This window comes from Halalkalicoccus subterraneus (assembly GCF_003697815.1).
In the GTDB taxonomy this organism is placed as follows: Archaea; Halobacteriota; Halobacteria; order Halobacteriales; family Halalkalicoccaceae; genus Halalkalicoccus; species Halalkalicoccus subterraneus.
The window spans coordinates 1-15,819 of the sequence record NZ_RDQG01000022.1; the positions used below are offsets into that span (position 1 = coordinate 1).

21 protein-coding genes and 1 tRNA gene are annotated in these 15,819 nt (G+C 66.7%); 17 read left to right on the top strand and 5 right to left on the bottom strand.

Annotated features, from left to right (window positions below):
* The first annotated feature begins 288 nt into the window (after nt 1-288).
* Together EAO80_RS05945 and EAO80_RS05950 are read left to right on the top strand one after the other, a co-directional pair.
* Nucleotides 289-534 carry a PRC-barrel domain-containing protein gene (locus EAO80_RS05945; RefSeq protein WP_122089014.1) on the top strand — a complete coding sequence of 82 codons (246 nt, stop codon included), beginning with the start codon at nt 289-291 and terminating at the stop codon, nt 532-534.
* On the top strand, nt 535-993 hold the full coding sequence (locus tag EAO80_RS05950; RefSeq protein ID WP_122089015.1) for an NOB1 family endonuclease: 459 nt from the start codon (nt 535-537) through the stop codon (nt 991-993).
* Here EAO80_RS05950 and EAO80_RS05955 read toward each other — a convergent pair.
* On the bottom strand, nt 990-1,136 hold the full coding sequence (locus EAO80_RS05955; protein ID WP_122089016.1) for a CopG family transcriptional regulator: 147 nt from the start codon (nt 1,134-1,136) through the stop codon (nt 990-992). The genes EAO80_RS05950 and EAO80_RS05955 overlap by 4 nt on opposite strands.
* Nucleotides 1,137-1,219: 83 nt before the next feature.
* Nucleotides 1,220-2,509 (bottom strand): glucose-6-phosphate isomerase, encoded by a 1,290-nt coding sequence (locus EAO80_RS05960; protein WP_122089017.1) that lies wholly within the window; start codon nt 2,507-2,509, stop codon nt 1,220-1,222.
* An 85-nt stretch (nt 2,510-2,594) separates the two neighbouring features.
* Between EAO80_RS05960 and EAO80_RS05965 the strand changes: the two genes are divergently transcribed.
* Both EAO80_RS05965 and EAO80_RS05970 read left to right on the top strand, forming a co-directional pair.
* Complete coding sequence (locus EAO80_RS05965) at nt 2,595-3,107, top strand: hypothetical protein (protein ID WP_122089018.1); 513 nt, start codon at nt 2,595-2,597, stop codon at nt 3,105-3,107.
* Between the two features lie 37 nt (nt 3,108-3,144).
* A complete protein-coding gene (locus tag EAO80_RS05970; protein ID WP_122089019.1) occupies nt 3,145-3,609 on the top strand; it encodes a DUF5812 family protein in 465 nt (154 codons plus the stop codon).
* Here EAO80_RS05970 and EAO80_RS05975 read toward each other — a convergent pair.
* Nucleotides 3,606-3,917, bottom strand: coding sequence for a hypothetical protein (locus tag EAO80_RS05975; protein WP_122089020.1), 312 nt, complete (start codon nt 3,915-3,917; stop codon nt 3,606-3,608). The two genes, EAO80_RS05970 and EAO80_RS05975, sit on opposite strands and share 4 nt — an antisense overlap.
* Before the next feature lie 84 nt (nt 3,918-4,001).
* On the opposite strand from EAO80_RS05975, the gene secF reads away from it, so the two are divergent.
* Nucleotides 4,002-4,862: a protein translocase subunit SecF gene (gene secF, locus EAO80_RS05980; RefSeq protein ID WP_122089021.1), complete on the top strand. Its 861-nt coding sequence runs from the start codon at nt 4,002-4,004 to the stop codon at nt 4,860-4,862.
* Nucleotides 4,859-6,436, top strand: coding sequence for a preprotein translocase subunit SecD (locus EAO80_RS05985; RefSeq protein WP_122089022.1), 1,578 nt, complete (start codon nt 4,859-4,861; stop codon nt 6,434-6,436). Before secF ends, EAO80_RS05985 begins: the two co-directional genes overlap by 4 nt.
* A 155-nt stretch (nt 6,437-6,591) precedes the next feature.
* On the opposite strand, the gene rnhB is transcribed toward EAO80_RS05985, so the two are convergent.
* Entirely contained in the window at nt 6,592-7,236 is a 645-nt protein-coding gene (gene rnhB / locus EAO80_RS05990; RefSeq protein ID WP_122089023.1) for a ribonuclease HII, read from the bottom strand.
* 98 nt (nt 7,237-7,334) lie between these two features.
* Nucleotides 7,335-8,657: a tRNA pseudouridine(54/55) synthase Pus10 gene (locus EAO80_RS05995; RefSeq protein WP_122089024.1), complete on the bottom strand. Its 1,323-nt coding sequence runs from the start codon at nt 8,655-8,657 to the stop codon at nt 7,335-7,337.
* Nucleotides 8,658-8,818: 161 nt separating this feature from the next.
* Between EAO80_RS05995 and trmY the strand changes: the two genes are divergently transcribed.
* The 11 genes from trmY (at nt 8,819) to EAO80_RS06040 (ending at nt 15,802) form a co-directional block, all read left to right on the top strand.
* Nucleotides 8,819-9,415 (top strand): tRNA (pseudouridine(54)-N(1))-methyltransferase TrmY, encoded by a 597-nt coding sequence (gene trmY, locus EAO80_RS06000; protein WP_122089025.1) that lies wholly within the window; start codon nt 8,819-8,821, stop codon nt 9,413-9,415.
* Between the two features lie 49 nt (nt 9,416-9,464).
* Nucleotides 9,465-9,537, top strand: a tRNA-Pro gene (locus EAO80_RS06005).
* Between the two features lie 151 nt (nt 9,538-9,688).
* A complete protein-coding gene (locus tag EAO80_RS19550) occupies nt 9,689-9,859 on the top strand; it encodes a hypothetical protein (RefSeq protein WP_162993905.1) in 171 nt (56 codons plus the stop codon).
* Nucleotides 9,860-9,974: 115 nt separating this feature from the next.
* A complete protein-coding gene (locus EAO80_RS19555; protein WP_162993906.1) occupies nt 9,975-10,130 on the top strand; it encodes a hypothetical protein in 156 nt (51 codons plus the stop codon).
* A gap of 42 nt (nt 10,131-10,172) precedes the next feature.
* A complete protein-coding gene (locus tag EAO80_RS06010; protein ID WP_122089026.1) occupies nt 10,173-10,529 on the top strand; it encodes a CHY zinc finger protein in 357 nt (118 codons plus the stop codon).
* 7 nt (nt 10,530-10,536) lie between these two features.
* On the top strand, nt 10,537-11,076 hold the full coding sequence (locus tag EAO80_RS06015; protein WP_122089027.1) for an NUDIX hydrolase: 540 nt from the start codon (nt 10,537-10,539) through the stop codon (nt 11,074-11,076).
* Nucleotides 11,073-11,636: a class I SAM-dependent methyltransferase gene (locus EAO80_RS06020; protein ID WP_122089028.1), complete on the top strand. Its 564-nt coding sequence runs from the start codon at nt 11,073-11,075 to the stop codon at nt 11,634-11,636. The genes EAO80_RS06015 and EAO80_RS06020 overlap by 4 nt, the downstream gene beginning before the upstream one ends.
* Before the next feature lie 39 nt (nt 11,637-11,675).
* Nucleotides 11,676-13,130 (top strand): tRNA guanosine(15) transglycosylase TgtA, encoded by a 1,455-nt coding sequence (tgtA, locus tag EAO80_RS06025; RefSeq protein WP_122089029.1) that lies wholly within the window; start codon nt 11,676-11,678, stop codon nt 13,128-13,130.
* Between the two features lie 71 nt (nt 13,131-13,201).
* Nucleotides 13,202-14,950 (top strand): archaeosine synthase subunit alpha, encoded by a 1,749-nt coding sequence (gene arcS, locus EAO80_RS06030; RefSeq protein WP_122089030.1) that lies wholly within the window; start codon nt 13,202-13,204, stop codon nt 14,948-14,950.
* A gap of 34 nt (nt 14,951-14,984) precedes the next feature.
* Nucleotides 14,985-15,368 carry a hypothetical protein gene (locus EAO80_RS06035; RefSeq protein WP_122089031.1) on the top strand — a complete coding sequence of 128 codons (384 nt, stop codon included), beginning with the start codon at nt 14,985-14,987 and terminating at the stop codon, nt 15,366-15,368.
* Complete coding sequence (locus EAO80_RS06040; RefSeq protein WP_122089032.1) at nt 15,365-15,802, top strand: hypothetical protein; 438 nt, start codon at nt 15,365-15,367, stop codon at nt 15,800-15,802. The genes EAO80_RS06035 and EAO80_RS06040 overlap by 4 nt, the downstream gene beginning before the upstream one ends.
* Nucleotides 15,803-15,819: the final 17 nt, after the last annotated feature.

Here is a 15,819-nt window from a genome sequence, read left to right on the forward strand (position 1 = left end):
GTCGCCCCGATATGTTGGGTGATCGCGCCGGCCTCGCCCTCGATCACCGCCGAGCCGCGGATCTTATCGAGCAAGCTGGTCTTCCCGTGATCGACGTGTCCGAGAACCGCGACGATCGGCGTTCGAAGCCCCGACGATGAGGTCTGTGTTGTATCTGTATCCGACATCCTACCACCCGAGAAACTCTATCTTAGCCGAGCGGGGCGCGGTAGTTAAGTCCATCGTAGCCGTCCGAGCACCGAAATCGGCCCCGTGGCGTTTATTAGCGTCCGCTCTCTTCTGTCGGGTATGTCGGAGATACTAGCGGACAACCTCTCGGGAAAGGCCGTCATGGGCGCCGATGGCGCGGAACTCGGGATGCTGTACAACATCACCATGGACGTCAAAAGCGGCGAACTGCAGGACCTCGTCATCACCCCGAACGACGATATCACCGCCGCGGATTTCGGTCTCGAACTGGACGACGAACAGCGGATTCGCATGCCCGTCAACCGGGTGCAGGCGGTCAAAGACTACATCGTCGTCCAGCGCTAAATGTACGTTCTCGATTCATCGGCTTTTATCCACGAGTACCACACCACCGAACAGACCGCGAGCATCCCGCTCGTGCGCGAGGAGCTCGAAGACGAGAGCGCCTACCGCTACGACGCGATGGAGGGCTCGGGGATGCATATCCACATCCCGACCGACCAGACGATCGACACCGTCAGGCGAGCCGCCGCGGAACTCGGCGATCTGGAGGAACTCTCGGACACCGACATCCGGCTCGTCGCGACCACGTTCGAACTCGACGGCACCCTCGTGACCGACGACTACGCGATGCAGAACGTTGCCGAGAAACTGAACGTCGCCGTTGAGGTGATCGCCCGTGAGGGGATCTCCGAACAGCGCCACTGGACGTTCCAGTGTCAGGGCTGTGGCCGGGAGTTCGACCAACAGCACGATCGCTGTGAGATCTGTGGCAGCCCCCTCGCGCGGAAGAACCCGAACTAGCGCGCGGTCATCTCGCGCTCTTCGAGCCCGATACCGACGAGCTGGTGGAGGACTTCCGATTCGGTGAGGTGGTACTCTTTCGCGAGGGCATCGATTTTCGCCGCGAGCCGGTCGTCGCAGACGAGACTGTACCGCTTTGGCATACGTCTCTATACGATTTCTACTAATATAAAACTATGTCAGACATATATTATTTTAGTTCAAACTCTGAGATTCTAACCGTTGCTTAGTCGATCACGAGTCGAGTCTTCTCCTCGACGGCTCGCGCCTCCTCGAACTCCCCGCCGCCCAGCAGGCCGCGAGCCGCGTTTTTGCCCCACTCGACGGCCGGCTGGGTGAACGTCGACACCGAGAACAGCTCGCCGGCGAGCACGCAGGCCGCCTCCATCCCGTATAGCAGCCCGCCGAGTTCGTGCGCGTCAACGCGCTCGATTTCGATCCGGAGGTTCGGCCGGCCCGCGGCCGCGAGACTCTCTTCCGTGGACTCGAACTCGGCGTCGAGCAGCTCGCCGAGCGACGAGCCGCCGAGATACGACAGCCCCTCTAGATCCGTCTCGGGGATCGTGACGTCCGCCCGCTCCCGCGGTCGCACGAGCGACACCATCGCGTTTCGTGGACCGGCGCGGTAGAGCTGGAGCTGGGAGTGCTGGTCGGTCGCGCCGAGCGCGCGCGCCGGGAGCTGGCCGACGCCGTCCTTGCCGAGGCTCTCGGCCCACAGCTGGGCGAACCACTCGGCGAACGTCTCGAGGGATTCGGCGTAGGGCATCATCGCGTTGACGCGCCAGCCCCGTTCGGCCAGCGCGTACGCGGTCGCGCCGTAGGCGTACGCGGGAGTTTCGAACAGCGAACCAGCCACCCCCTCCGCCTCCGAGCGCGCCCCCGCGAGCAGCGCTTCGACGTCGCCGCCGCCGAGCGCCGCCGCCGGCAGCGCGACGGTCGACAGAGCCGAAAACCGTCCCGGAACGCCCGCAGGAACGTCGAGAACGGGGAGGTCGTGGCGCTCGGCGAGACCTCTGAGATTGCCCTCCTCGCCCGTCGTCACGAGGGTGCGGTCGGTCCAGTCCACTCCCACAGAATCCATCGCCTCGCGGGCGACGAGGAAGTTCGCGAGCGTTTCCGCCGTGGTACCCGACCGCGAGACGACGTGCAGGGCCGTCCGCGAGAGATCCAGCGAGTCGAGCAGTTCACGGGTGTGCTCGGGGTCGACGTTGTCGAGCGTGTAGAGGTCGATATCGAGCTCCAGTGCGTCCGCGAGCGTCGCCGCGCCGAGCGCGCTACCACCGATTCCCACGACTAGGAGGGTGTCACAGTCGATCGGGTCAACCGCCGCTCGGATCGCGTCGGGATCGGCGGTTTCGGGGAGCGCAAGTGCAGCATACCCGTGTTCGCGCTCGTCGATTCTCGTCTCGATTCGGTCGTGGGCCTCGGCGACCCGTTCGTCGAGCCGTTCCAGCGAGTCGCGCGAGACGCCGGGTGTGGCGACCGAATCCAGCGCGTTGCCGATGTCGAGTTCCATACACCGACCGCGTACGGGCATCGCAAAAGGGTTGTGACAGTCGGCTACCGGGGTGCTTATTCGGCCCCCCTCCCAAGCACCGGCGATGGCCGAGGAGAAGACCTACGACGGCCTGCTCGGGTCGTTTCGCTACTCCTATGGCGCGAGCGATTCGCCCGTCTACAAGGGCTATGTGGTACTCAGTGCCCTGTTGGCGCTGGTAGTGGCGCTGTTTTTCGCCCTCGCGCTGGTCGTCCTCATCGCCGGGACGCTCGGGGCCGCCGAGACGATCACGCTCGTGCGTTCGTTTTTCGTCCTCGTCGGCCTGCTCGTCGTCGCACCGATCATCGCTCCCGTTCTGTTGGTCGCGCGCCGCCACCGCAAACGCCTCGGTACCGGGAGCTCGTACGACACCGCCCTCGCGCTCGGGGGTTTTCTCTTCATGGCTGCCCTCTATCTCGGGCTCGTGATCTCCGTACCGTCCGCGCTCCAGGAGTCGACCGGCGGCGCCCTCGGGGGTATCGTCGCGGTCCTCTACGGGCTCCCGTCGCTCCTGGGGTTCGTCCCCCCGGTTCTCGCGGCGGCGCTGATCGTCGTCCTTCACCGCCGGTACCGGTAGTCGAAATCGACAAAGGGCTTCGTGGCCTCTCGTAAGTATGGACGAGAAAGAGGGGACCTTCCTCGTGACCCATGCCGACGAGGCTTCGGCCGTTCTCCGGGACGTCGAGACCGGCCAGGTCCACACGCTCTCTGCGAACCCCGACCTCGAGGGCGGCGAGGCGCTCGAAGGGACGATCGCACCCGAACCGCCCGTCGAGGCGACCTGGGAGCTGCGCGAGATCGAGGAGCGCCGCGAGCTCTCGGTCGAGCGAAGCGATGAGCCCCCGACGAGCCAGGAGCGCGAACTCGCCGACTCCCAGGGCGTCGGCGAGATCACCCGAAAACAGCGCGCGGGGACCGGCGAGATCCACGTGCTGACGGTGCCCCCCGAGCGAACCGACTCGGCGGCCGCGGAGGTCGAAGCCGATGAGGAGACCCTCGCGCGGGCGGCGCGCTTCGGGGTCAACCGCGTCGAGATCCGTTCGGAGGAGGGGATCGTGAGCGTCCGGTACCTGCCCTAAACCGGCCCGCCCGCGCTCTGGACGCGCCAGCCGCCCCGGATCCCGCAGGCCTCCCGAACCGTGTACTCGATGTCGGTGTCGCGGGCCACCTCGTCGGCTCCCTCGATCGCTTCGATCCGCAAGGGAACGTCGAGGGTGTTGCCACAGCAGCCGACGCCGACGAACTCCTCCCACTCGTCGCCCTCCTCGACGGCGTCGAGCGTTTTCGTCAGATACGCCCGGAAGGCGGGCTTTTCGACCTGGAAGCGCCCCCAGTCGCTCAGGTCCTCGGGATACGAGACGACGACCCGCGTCGCGTGTGCTTCCATACCGGCGGGAGGGCCCACAGCCCCAAAAACCCCACAGCTGATCGGATAAGAAAGTTTATTTTTGACCGTGTCACACCGAGAATCATGCTCGATTCGACGGTACCGGAGGTCCATTATCCCCGGTACTCGAACCGCCAGCTCGCGGCGGTCCCCCTTGCCCTCCTCGCGCTCTCCTTGCTCGTCATCGCCGGCATGTGGGCAACGACCGGGATGCCGGTCGACCCCGGTATCGATTTCACCGGCGGCACCGAACTCCAGGTCCAGAGCGACGCCCCCGAAGGGGAGATCGCGGCGGCCTTCGCGACCGAACCCGAGTCGATCCAGCCGATCGCCGCACAGGAAGACGAGTACATCGTCACGTTCCAGTCGACCGACACCGCCGCGATCGAATCCCAGGCGACCGACGCCGGGTTCAGCGTCACCTCCATATCGAGCACCTCCGCGGCGTTCGGATCGGAGACCCAGCGCCAGGCCGTCATCGGTATCGCCATCGCCTTTGCCGGGATGAGTACCCTCGTCGCGCTGATGTTTCGATCGCTGATCCCTTCTGCCGCGGTCGTCGTTTCGGCGTTCAGCGACATCGTCATCCCGGTCGCGCTGATGAACCTCTTCGGGATCCAGCTCTCGCTCGGTACTGTGGCCGCGCTATTGATGCTCATCGGCTACAGCGTCGACTCGGATCTCCTGCTCAACAACCACGTCCTGCGCCGGCGCGGCGACTTCTACGACAGCACGTACCGGGCGATGCGAACGGGAATCACGATGACGCTGACGTCGATCGTCGCCATGTTCGTGATGACGATCGTCGCGACGCTCTTTGCCATTCCCCTGTTGCCCGCGGTCGGGCTGGTCCTCATCTTCGGACTGCTCGCGGACCTGATGAACACCTACCTGCTCAACGTGAGCCTGCTTCGCTGGTATAAGTTCGAGGGGATCGGGCGATGATCGGCGCGGTCCGCAAGCACTGGCGGATCGCGCTGCTCGTCGTGATCGTCGCGATCAGCGCGGTCGTCCTCGTCGCCCCGCAGTTCGGCCCCGACGACCCTGCGGTCGAGGGCGGCGAGCAGGTCGCCGACACCGGCCCTACCAACCTCCAGTTCGGTCTCGAACTCTCCGGGGGCACCCGGGTTCGCGCGCCGCTCGCCGGCCTCACCGCCGAGGACGCGACGGTCGATCCGGGTCAGGAACCCGAGGTCGAGTCCGCGCTCGCCGACGAACTCGGGATCAACAGCCGGAACGTGAACGTCGAGGCCGGTGACGCCGACGGGGAGGGCACCATCGAGATCACGACCGACGGCGTGAACCGGGAGGAGTTCGTTGCCGCCCTCGGGGTCGTCGACGAGGACTTCGACCTCGGAATCGACGAGAGCGACGTCCGCCAGGGCGTCACCGAGGACACCGTCGACGAGGCGGTAACGGTCATCGATGACAAGATCCAACGCTCACCGTTCGCGGCGGGCGACGTCCGGAAATCCACCTCCTCGACCGGCGAGCAGTTCGTCGTCGTCGAGGTGCCCGGTCAGGACAGGGAGACCGTGATCGACCTGATCGAGGACCGCGGGTTCGTCGAAGTCTACGCCCACCACCCGACCGATAGCGGCTACGAGAACGCCACCGCCATCCAGCCCGATGCCATTCAGGGAGTCGGCCAGCCCGAGGACGAGCCGCCCTACGGCCCCCACGTCGACATCACGCTGAACGAGGAGGGTGCACAGGGCTTCTCCGAGACGATGCGCGAGACCGGCTTCACACAGGAGGGCTACGGTGCGGCCTGTGCGTGGGATCAGAACCCCGACGACCCCGGCTACTGTCTGCTGACCGTCGTCGACGGCGAGGTCGTCTACGCCGCGGGCCTCAGCGAGGATCTGGCGGCCAGCGTGGAGTCGGGCGAGTACGTCGACAGCCGAACGTTCGTCATGACCGGCGAGTCGATCGACGACGTGCGCACCCTACGGGTGAACCTGCTGGCCGGCGAGACTCCCGCGCCGCTGGACATCGAATCGGGCACCCAGTACTACCTCCAGCCGAGCCTCGCCGAGAACTTCAAGCTCTACTCGGTGCTCACCGGCTTCATCTCCATGCTCGCGGTCTCGGGCGTGGTCGCCGCCCGCTACGGCCGCCCACGGGTCGCCGCCCCGATGATCCTCACCGCGAGCGCGGAGGTCTTCGTTCTCCTCGGGTTCGCCGCGGCCGTGGGCTACCCGCTGGATCTGGCGGCGATCGCGGGCTTCATCGCCGTCGTCGGGACCGGCGTGGACGACCTGATCATCATCGCCGACGAGATCCTCCAGGAGGGCGACGTGAGTACGGGACGGGTGTTCGAGAGCCGGTTCCGGAAGGCCTTCTGGGTCATCGGGGCGGCGGCGGCGACGACCATCATCGCCATGTCGCCGCTTGCCTTCCTGAGTCTGGGCGACCTGACCGGCTTCGCGCTCTTTACCATCGTCGGCGTGCTGATCGGGGTGTTCGTCACGCGACCCGCCTACGGCGACCTCCTCCGGCTCCTCCTGACGCGGTGAGTCCCGACTCACCGCCGCCGGCCGGGCGTCGAGGGTTCCGGCCGCGAAAAGCGCGAGCAGCGCGCTCGGATTCGACGCGGACGTCACCGTCGCGAGCGAACCGCCGAGCCACAGTATCGAGACCATCGCCGCCGTCGGTCTCGCCTGTCGGGGCGTTAAAAGTCAGCGAGCGTTCCCTGCTCGGCGGCCGCCAGCGCGTCCTCGCTGGTCTTCCAGGAGGCGCGCGCACACGCCGGCAGTTCGCCGTGTTCGGCGACGTACTCACGGAGAAAGTCCCTCGTAAGCGGATCGCTCGGGTAGCCGCTTCCGATCTCGCCGTACTCGGCTTCGAGCGCCCGGACTCGTCGGTCGCGCTCGACCTTCGCGACGATGCTCGCCGCGCCGACGATCGGATGGGTTTCGTCCGCGCCGTGTTCGCCCGACAGGGAGACGCCCTCGGGCAGACCCTCGCTTACCCGACGGACGAACCGCCCGGCGTCGACGTCGCCGGCGTCACAGATCCCGTCTGCACCCCGCTCGACCACCGGCTGGGCGGCTTCGGCGTGGGCCGCCACCGTCAGGGAGTTCATGTCGGTTTCGGGGGCGTCGATCCGGCTCGGGGAAACGGCGGCGATCCCGATCGCGACCCGTCCGTCCTCGCGGAGCCCCCGGGCGAGCCCCTCGCGTTTCTCGGGCGCGATCCGCTTCGAGTCGTCGATTCCCTCGGGGAGGAGCGACTCGTCGGGAACGCGGACGCAGGCGGCGATCATCGGCCCCAGGGCGGGGCCCTTACCTGCCTCATCGATCCCGAACCGATCCATACCCGCCGCTGGCGCGCGCGGAGGAAATAGGTGACGGACGCAGGTCGACCCCGATTCGGGCCTCGGACGGTGCACTCGGATCGGGTTTCGCCGACGCGTTAGCCCCGCAGATAGTCGGGGTCGTCGAACGGCTCGTCCTCGCCACGGACGTCGATCACGTCGAGGGCGGTCACGACGCTCTCGACGCCGACCAGCCCGGCGAAGCTGGGATCGGTCCGGCCCGCGTCGCCGCTGACCAGCTCCTTGACGTAGAGCCCGCCCGCGCCGTGGATCGTGAGTTCGCCGTGTTCGGGATCGCGCAGTTCGCCGGAGATCTCGTAGACCTCACGGACCCGCGTGAGGTCCGCCCGGCGATGGGAGACGCGCTGGGGGGTGTCCTGCTCGATCGTCGCGCCGTCGAGTTCCCGTAGGGCCTTCTCGAAGTCCTCGGGTTCGACGGGCTCGGCGAACTTGACGTCCATCCTGTAGGTCTTGCTCGCCTCTAATCCTTTGACCCGCTCGACCATCTCGTGGGTCGCCAGTTCGAGCCCCTCGACCTCGACGGCGCCTCCTGCACGCTCGTTGATCCCGGCTTCGAGCGCCGCGAGGTCGGGCTCGCGCTCGCGCGGGCGTTTGACTTCGAGGACGAACGGGCGGCCCGACTGGAGCATGCGCGCGTCGACGTCCTCGCGGCCCGCGCCGTGAAAGACGCCCTCCTCGCCGTCCATCGCCTCGACGACTGCCGGAGCGACGTAGCCCTCGACGCTGTCGTCGTAGAGATAGCCCGAGCCCCCGCAGTGTTCGCAGGGCTCTTCCCCTCCATCGGGAGCGAGCTGTTTGCCCGAGCCACCACATTCCCGACAGGGCCACTCGGTCTGGGGGATGTCGCGTTCGAGTTTTCGGTATCGGCCGTAGACGAACGCCGGGTTGACCTGTAGATCGACCGTGTGCGCGGAGATCGACTCGGGGCCGTCGCCCGCCAGGGTGCACAGCGCGAGCACGTCCGGGCGCTCGAAATCGACCTCGGTACCCGTCTCCCGCCCGACGCGTTTTCCGACCTCGCGGTTGCACTCGGATTTGAACGCCTCGCCGGCATCGACGGGGAGGTCCGCCGACTCTCTGAGGAGGCGTTCGTTCTCCTCGATTAGCGGCGGGACGCGTGTCCCGACCTGATAGGTCGCAAAGCCGACTCCATCGACCTTCTCGACAACGCGCTCGGCCAGCGCGTCGAACGCGCCGCTGTAACCCTCACAGACCCAGCAGTCCTCGACGGCGGGCGCCTCGTATGGCTCGTCGTCCTCGAGTGCGAGCGCCGTGCGTAGGGCGGTCCCGCGCTCGTCGTTGGTCAGCCCGAAACTGCGGTCGGCGAAGACCCGCCCCAGACACGTGTTACAGACGGGGTCCTGTTCGACGACTTCCCTCGCGCTTTCGAAGACGCTCATCGCCCTGCCTCCGCGCTCGTCGGTGTCACGACACCAGTCGGATGGAAGTGTCGCCGTTGCTCGACCGTGTACATACGAGGACTTCGAGGTGGGTATCTAAGGGCTTGGCGTTTCCGTCCACGGATCCACGACTATATCACTGCCGGGCGGCGAGGCCGGGTATGCGCCAGTTCATCGTTTCCGGCCACGACGTTCCGACCACCCCCGATTTCTCGCTCGACGACCTCGCCGGCGCTGCGGGTCGCCTCGACGTGCTCTGTCGGTGCGTCTCCTCGGCCTTCTTCCTCTCGCATGCGATCCGTGAGGACGTCCGGACCCATCTGGTGCTCGCCGACGAGTTCACGCTCCGCTTCGAGGGAAGCGAGCTTCGACGGCTGAACCCCGACGAGCGATCCACGGCGGCGCTGGTCCGAAAGGCCCTTGAGGAACGCGAGGAGGCCATCGGCCACATGGAGGTCGAGACCTCCCCTGGGGTGTACCTCTCGCGGCGCGGGTTCGAGCCGATTCTCAAGAAAGCCGCCGAGGACAGGACGGTGGTACAACTCCACGAGGGCGGCGATCCCGTCGTGGACGTTGAACCGCCCGAGGACCCCGTGTTCGTCCTCTCGGATCATCACGATTTCGCGGAGCGCGAGGTCGATCTGCTCGACGAGTGCGCCGACGAGCGGGTTCGCCTGGGACCCCGAGCCATCCACGCGAACCACGCGATCACGGTGGCACACAACTGGCTGGACACCGGGGGCTACAGCCGGTACTGAGGACCCGTTCCGGAACGCTTAACAACGCAACCGGCTTTCTTCCGAGCGCGGGCCGGTGGGGTAGCTTGGTATCCTTCGGCCTTCGGGTGGCCGTAACCTCAGTTCGAATCTGAGCCGGCCCACTTTTCCCGCAACCCTACGCGAGGAGCGCCAGCGACGAGTGCGCTGGCAATGCGTCGAACACTGACGCCTGTTCGGCGTCAGTGAACCGGTGTGGACACCGGGTCTCGGCGTCCGGGGGCTTTACAACCGTCGGTCGTCTCGAACACACCGATGGCAGGACTCATCAAGCGAACGGCCCAGGCGATCGACGACATGTCACGTTCCATCTGGGACGACTCCAGTCAGACGGAGAAAGCGGTGGTCGCCGTCCTCCTCATCGTCACCGGACTAGCGCTCCCGGTCGTCCCCATCGTGATCCTCGCGAGGATCATCGCCAACTGACGGGCCCGCCTCGGGACGGCTGCGACCGAGACGGCCCGCGATATTATCTAGCCCATACAGTACAAATACACCTAGAGAAAGCGTTATGTTCTCCGGATCGGTATTGGATATAATCATGTCAAAAGACACCATGAAAGATATCGACCATAGCTCCCCGTCCGCGGACGAACTCACCTCTATCTGGTACCGGGGAGACGAGGATCGCTCCGCAACGACGGAGAACGCCGCCGAACTCGACGAACAGATCGTCCCCTCCCCCGCCGACGACTAAGGCCACCGGAGAACTGATCATCAGCCCGGATGATGGGAACGTATGGTCACTCCGGCTCCCGTCCGCGGCGTCGACCTCGACCGGGAGACTCGCTGTACCCACTACGACTCGCCGCGGGACGTGATCGCGATCCGGTTTTTCTGCTGTGGGGAGTACTACGCCTGCTACGAGTGTCACGCCGCCCGCTCCGATCACGACGCCGAGCGCTGGCCCGAAGACGCCCGCCAGAAGCGGGCGGTGCTGTGTGGGGTCTGTGATACGGAACTCACGATCGCGGAGTATCTCGACTGTGACGACGCCTGTCCCGCTTGCGGTGCGGCGTTCAATCCCGGCTGTGCGAACCATCATCACCTGTATTTCGCGGGCGTGTCGGAAGCTTCTGGACCCGGCCGACCCTAGCCCGACCATGACCGACCCGCTGGAATGGGAGACCCTGGACGACGAGGTCGCCTACACGTGCCCCGGATTCGACGTGATCCACGAGGACGTCCGGCTGCCCGACGGCACCGAAACGGATTTCGACTACGCGAGCGAACCGCCCGCGGCGGTGGTCCTCCCCTTCACGCCCGAGGGCGAGGTCGTGCTCATCGAGGAGTGGCGTCAGGCGGTTAAACGAACCAACCGCGGGCTCCCCGCGGGGAGCATGGAGCCCGGCGAGGATCGAGAGGCCGCGGCCCGGCGCGAACTGGCGGAGGAGACTGGCTACGAGGCCGACGAGATGGAGTTTCTCGCAAGCGTCGAGCCCGCCAACGGCCTGCTCGATGCGGTCCACCACTACTTCGTCGCCCACGACTGCGAGCCGACCGGCGAGCAGGAGCTCGACTTCAACGAGTCCATCCGGGTCGAAACGACCGACTGGGACGCGCTCGTTGAGGACGTCGAAAGCGGCGAGCTCCACGACGGACGGACCGTTACGGGCGTCCTCCGGTACGCGCTCTCGACATGACCGACGAGGAGCGCGCCCGTTGGAACGAGCGCTACCGCGAGCGCGAGCCCCCGACCGAACCTTCGGACCTGCTTCGGGAGGTCGTCGACTCTCTACCTGTGGGCCGAGCGCTCGACGTCGCGACCGGCGGCGGGCGCAACGCGCTCTTCCTCGCCGATCGTGGCTACGCGGTTGACGCGATCGACGTCTCCGAGGAAGGGCTGGGAATCGCCCGCGGGCGTGCGGAGGATCGGGACCTCTCCGAGCGCATCGAGTTCGTCCGAAACGACGTCGAGGAGTACGACTTCCCTGTCGAGACCTACGACGCGATCGTCGTGAGCCACTACTACAGCCTGAACGCCCTGTCCGACCTCAAGAAGGCGCTCGCACCGGGCGGCGTTCTGCTGTACACCCATCGCCTCCGCCCGCCCGGCGACGACTCGCACCGTTTTCGCTTCCGGCCGAACGACCTCCTCAGGGCCTGCCTCGACCTGCGGATCGTCCGCTACGAGGAGCCGATGGCGATCACGGCCGACGCGACGGACGTCCGGCTGGTCGCCCGCAAGCCACCTTCGGGATGACTCGCAACCCTTACCGCACGCTCGCTCGAACCCCGGCCAATGAGCGAGATCTTCGAGGCCCGCGACTGGGACGCGGCGGGGCGGATCGGTCGGCTCTCGGTCCCCCGCGCGGGCGTCACCGTCGAGACGCCGACCATCATGCCGGTGGTCAACCCTCACATCCAGACGATCCCGCCCCGCGAGCTCGCGGAACGCTTCGGCGCCGAGATCCTCATCACCAACTCCTACATCCTCCACAGCAGCGAGGACCTCCGCGAGGACGCTCTTGAGAGGGGGGTTCACGACCTGCTCGATTTTCCCGGCGCGGTCATGACCGACTCGGGCTCCTTCCAGCTCTCCGAATACGGCGAGATCGACGTCACCAGCGAGGAGATCCTCGCGTTCCAACGTGAGATCGGCTCGGACGTCGCAACGCCCGTCGACATCCCGACGGCTCCGGACACCGAGCGCGAGGCCGCCGAGATCGAACTCGGGACCACACAGGAGCGCCTCGACCGGGCGAGCGAGTTCAGCTCGGGAGACATGCTCGTCTCGGCGCCCGTTCAGGGCTCGACCTACCCCGATCTCCGGGAGGCGGCGGGCGAGCACGCGGTGGGGACTGGACTGGACGTCTTTCCGGTCGGCGCGGTCGTTCCGCTGATGAACGAGTACAGGTACGGGGACATGGTCGACGTCGTGGCGGCCGCAAAACGGGGGCTCGGGCCCGCCGCCACGGTCCACCTCTTCGGCGCGGGCCACCCCATGATGTTCGCGCTGGCGGTCGCGGCGGGCTGTGACCTGTTCGATTCCGCGGCCTACGCGATCTACGCGCGCGATGGCCGGTATCTCACGGTGCGAGGCACCGAACACCTCGCTGATCTCGACTACTTCCCGTGTTCGTGTCCGGTCTGTGTCGAACACACCCCCGAGGAGGTCGAGAGCGACGACGAGCAGGAGCGTCTGCTCTCTGAGCACAACCTCCACGTCACCTTTGGAGAGATCCGCCGGATCAAGCAAGCCATCCGGTCGGGTACCCTGCTCGAACTCGTCGAGTCGCGTGCTCGGGGACATCCCGCGATGCTCGACGGCTATCGCGTGTTACTCGATCATTCGGAACAGCTCGAACGTACCGACCCCGCCTCGAAGTCGACGTTCTTCTACCTCTCGGGCGAGAGCGCCACCCGTCCCGAAGTGCTTCGCCACCACCGCCGGCTCGAACGGCTTTCAGTACCGGATTCGCTGTTGCTGGCCGGCGGACCGACCGATACGGCGGTCGAGGCCGGCGAGGTCTGGACCGTGCGCCCGCCGTTTGGACCCGTCCCGCCGGAGCTCTCGGAGACCTACCCGGTCAATGCTGAACTTCCCGACCGGCTCGACGACGAGGCGTACGCGGCCGCGGCGCGGGGCGTCGAGCGGCTGGCCGGAGCGAACCCCGATTGTGCGGTCGCGCTGGCGACCGCGGGCTGGCCTGATGCGGCGCTCGCGACCCTCTCCGAGCGAATCGAACTGGTCTGAGCCGCTCGGTCCCGCCTCTCCGGGCGCGACCGGATCGACAGTCTCATTCGCGCCTCGCCGCCAGTCAAACCATGACCGAGTATTTCGAGGTCCACGGGCGCGACGGGGCTGCACGCCTCGGCGAACTGCGTCTCGCCGATTCCCTTACCACCCCGGCGCTCGCGGACGACCACGTCGAGGACGCCGGCAGCCTCTGGGCCGCGGATCGCGAGCTCCCTGAGGGGCGTGAGGATCGCGTAACGATCCTTCCACACAGAGCGTTTCCGAGCGGCACTGACGAGGAGGTCGAGGACGCCTTCTCCGTCTCCCAGCCCGACGTCGACTACCCGAGCGCCGCGGTCGTTTCACCTACTACCGCCGAGAACCACGGGGTCGACGCCTACGTCCTCTCGACTGCCCAGGGGAACGTCGGCCACGCCAGCGCGCTACGCGACGAGATCCTCGAAATCAGGGAAACGATCCCCGCCGACACCGCGCTCTATCTCTCGGGCGTCGCGACGCCGCGAAACGCCGCCCTGCTGGCCTACGCGGGCGTCGACCTCCTCGATTCCCACAAGGCGGTCGTGAAGGGCACCCAGGGGAAGTACCTCACGAGCGACGGCGAGCAGTTCCTCGAGGACCTCGAGGAGCTGCCGTGTGCCTGTCCCGCCTGTCGGCGCTCGATAAAGGAGTTCACCCGCGAGGACTGTGCCGAACACAACGAGAACGCCCTCAGGGCGGAGCTCGCGACCGTGCGCGAGCGGATCCGGGCGGGGCGACTGCGCGACTACGTCGAGGGCCAGGCCCGCCACGCGCCGTGGCTGACCTCGCTCTTCCGGGAGTTCGACGACGAATGGAGTTACGTGGAGGAGCGCACCCCGATCCATCGCACGAGCGAGATCAGCGCGACGAGCGACGACACCCTCCGGCGGGTGGAGATCCAGCGTTTCGCCGACCGGGTCACCTCCCGATACCGTAATCGGTTCGACAACCCGCTCGTGCTCGTACCCTGCTCGGCCACCAAACCCTACAGCGAATCGCAGAGCCACGGCCAGTTCCACGACGCGATCCAGTACCGCGCCCACCTGGTCTCGATGACCTCGCCCATCGGCGTGGTCCCCCAGGAACTGGAGACGACCTACCCCGCCCAGCACTACGACACCGCGGTGACGGGCCGGTGGACCGAGACCGAGATCGCGTTCGTCGCGCGCGTCCTGCGGCGGTATCTCGACCGCAACGACTATCCGAGAATCATCGCCCATCTGCCCGAGGACTACCGGGAGATCATCGAGCGCGTCGAACCCCACATCGAGACGGAGATCGAGTACACGGTCGAGGACCACCCGACCACGACGGACTCGATCGCGAACCTCATGCGGACGCTCGACGGCGAGCTCAAGTACGGCAAGCGCGAGCGACAGCATAACACGGTGAAAGCGATCGCGGACTACCAGTTCGGCGAGGGCGCGGGCGAGGAACTCTTCCCCGATCTCTCTATTCAGAGCCGGTACCCGAAGTTCCGCGCCCACACCACGGAGGGCGAGCAGCTGGCGGCGATGGTACCTCAATATGGAACCCTCGCGCTCACGCTCGCGGGCGCACGGCGCTGGCTCGACAGCGACGTCCCCACCAAGCGCGTCGAAATAGACGGGTTCGTTCCCCACGGGAACGTCCTCGCGCCGGGGATTCTGGATGCCGACCCGGCGATCCGCACGGGGGACGAGGTCGTCGTCGAGGGCCCGAAGGCCTTTGCGGTCGGGCGCGCGGAGATGTTCGGCCGCGAGATGACTGAAAGCACTCGTGGGGTGGCGGTCGACGTCCGGCACGTCGAGGAGCGGTAGTCGGCTTTTTACCCACGGCGCTCCATGCGCCTCCATGGACGAGATCACGCTGGCGGTGCCCCGAGAGCTCGGTGAAACCCTGCCCGAGGACAGCGACGAGACCCTCGTGGCGATGCAACGCGAGATCGACCAGTACGAGGGCTACATCAACGGCGCGATCGCCGAGGGCGAAAGCGAGGCCGCGAGCGCCGCGGCGGACGTTCTCGACCGACTCGAGGAGCGCTGGGAGCAGTACGACGAATTCATCGTCGAGCTTCGGGCGTGGGGGCAGTCCTCGATCTACGCGGAGGTGTGGTGTGACTTCCAGTACGCGCTGATCCAGCAGCTCTACGACCACGAGGAACTCGGGGAGGCGCTCGACCAGGAGCGCCACGCCCGCCTCGTGGACGATGGCATCCGGTTGAGCGACGCCGTATGAACGACGACGAGCCGGCCTACGCCCGGAAACTCCGCTCACGACCGGGAAAGAGCCACCCGCTCGACGGCGGGGCGATCGCCGCCGGGCTCTGTTTCGGCGTCCTCGCGATCCTCGTCTCGATCGCCGGGCCGCTCTCGGCGGCGGTTCGCCTCTCGATCACCGCGTTCTGTCTGTTCTTCGGAGGTATCACGGCGGGCTATCTCACTCGTCCGACCGCGAGCGGCGCGGTTCAGGGGATCGCGGTCGTCTGCTGTACGGCGGGACTGATGGTCGCAGTCTCGGTTTCGGTCTCGATCGGTGCCGGATCGCTCCTGCGTGTGCCCCTCGTCTTCGCCTACGATGCGCTCTCGGTTCCCGCGTTCGCGGCGCTCGGTCTGCTTTCGCTCTGTTTCGGTGTGCTCAGCGGTGCGTTCGGGGCTCGACTCCGACGATAGTAGCGAGGAGCCGGCCT